This is a genomic window from Pseudoalteromonas sp. SWN29 (assembly GCF_015864465.1).
Lineage (GTDB): Bacteria > Pseudomonadota > Gammaproteobacteria > Enterobacterales > Alteromonadaceae > Pseudoalteromonas.
In genome coordinates this window covers 1-560 of sequence record NZ_JADYXE010000175.1, presented here as the reverse complement: position 1 = coordinate 560, position 560 = coordinate 1, and the positions used below count along the sequence as shown (strand labels likewise).

Here is a 560-nt window from a genome sequence, read left to right as displayed (position 1 = left end):
CCTCTATACATTCGCAGATAGTCATAAATTCCTGGAACAGTAATATAGGCCTAACAAGATTCCCGGGGCATGGGAAATTTGACCCTGGAAAGGTGGGGGTACCCTAGTTTGACTGGAAATGCCCCAACGGATAAAACCCACTGCTTCGTCATGGAATCAGCCGTTCCACGGTCATCCGGGGCTGTTTTGGCCTTCAAAATGCCATTTTTGCCATTTTAGGAAATATTTCCCGTCGGAAACTTTTAATTGAGATCTCCATTTTGCGAGATGCCTTTGGCGTCGTTTTTGCTCGTGATTGGTAGTCTAGTAATATTTGGTTGATGGCTACATTATCCAATGAATTTTGCCGTATTTTAGTTTTATTATTTTTTCGGAGCCGCCGGATGCCCATTTCGAAGCCAAAATAGCGTGCTATAGCACACGAGTTTTCTATCAAAATCATCAAAAGGTGAGTTTCTCCCAAATTCTCCACATATTTTGACCATGATTAACCACACTAATTCCAACCTACGGAGAGTGTAAATCTCCTCCATACGTTCGTAGATAGGCATAGATTTCTG

The 560-nt window shown here is 42.3% G+C and carries 1 protein-coding gene; it reads right to left on the bottom strand.

Features of this window, described 5'->3' with window-relative positions; all coding sequences use genetic code 11:
• Positions 1–362: 362 nt before the first annotated feature.
• A partial coding sequence (locus I6F53_RS20730) for a hypothetical protein (RefSeq protein ID WP_231616666.1) occupies positions 363–560 on the bottom strand: 198 nt, incomplete at its 5' end.